Below are 557 nucleotides of genomic sequence, written 5' to 3' on the forward strand. Positions count from 1 at the left end.
CCCGGCGGTCGCGGCCTCCGCACCCCGCCCGGCCGCGCAGAGCACGGCGCGCGGGACCCTCCTCGGTGTCACCCCCGTCGCCGACCTCAGCCGGGCGAAGGTCGCCGCGTTCCTGAAGGACGCCGGCTTCGACCCGGCGACCGTGCGCCACGGCATCCGCACCTACCGCCTCACGTACCGGACCCTGACGCCTCAGGGCAAGCCGACCACGGCCACCGGCCTGCTGGCGCTCCCCGAGGGCGGCGAGCACCGCCTCGACCTGGTGGCCGACACACACGGGACGATGGTCAACCGCGACTACGCGCCGTCCGTCGCCGAGGACTTCGGCCTGTACGCGCCCTACCTGCACGCCTCCGCGGGCCGCGCCGTCGCCGCCCCCGACTACCTCGGACTCGGCAAGGGCCCCGGCCCGCACCCCTACATGGACACCGCCTCCTCCGTCTCCGCCTCGCTCGACATGCTGCGCGCCTCCCGGACCGCCGCGCGGTCGCTGGGCCGGCCGCTCACCGGAGACGTGTACGGCACCGGGTTCTCCCAGGGCGGCCAGGTCGCCATGG

Annotated in this window: 1 pseudogene; it reads left to right on the forward strand. The window is 76.1% G+C overall.

The features are described from left to right. Positions 1-557: pseudogene (locus ACVNF4_RS36805) on the forward strand (alpha/beta hydrolase); the annotation flags it as partial.

The organism is Streptomyces sp. S6, assembly GCF_054880855.1.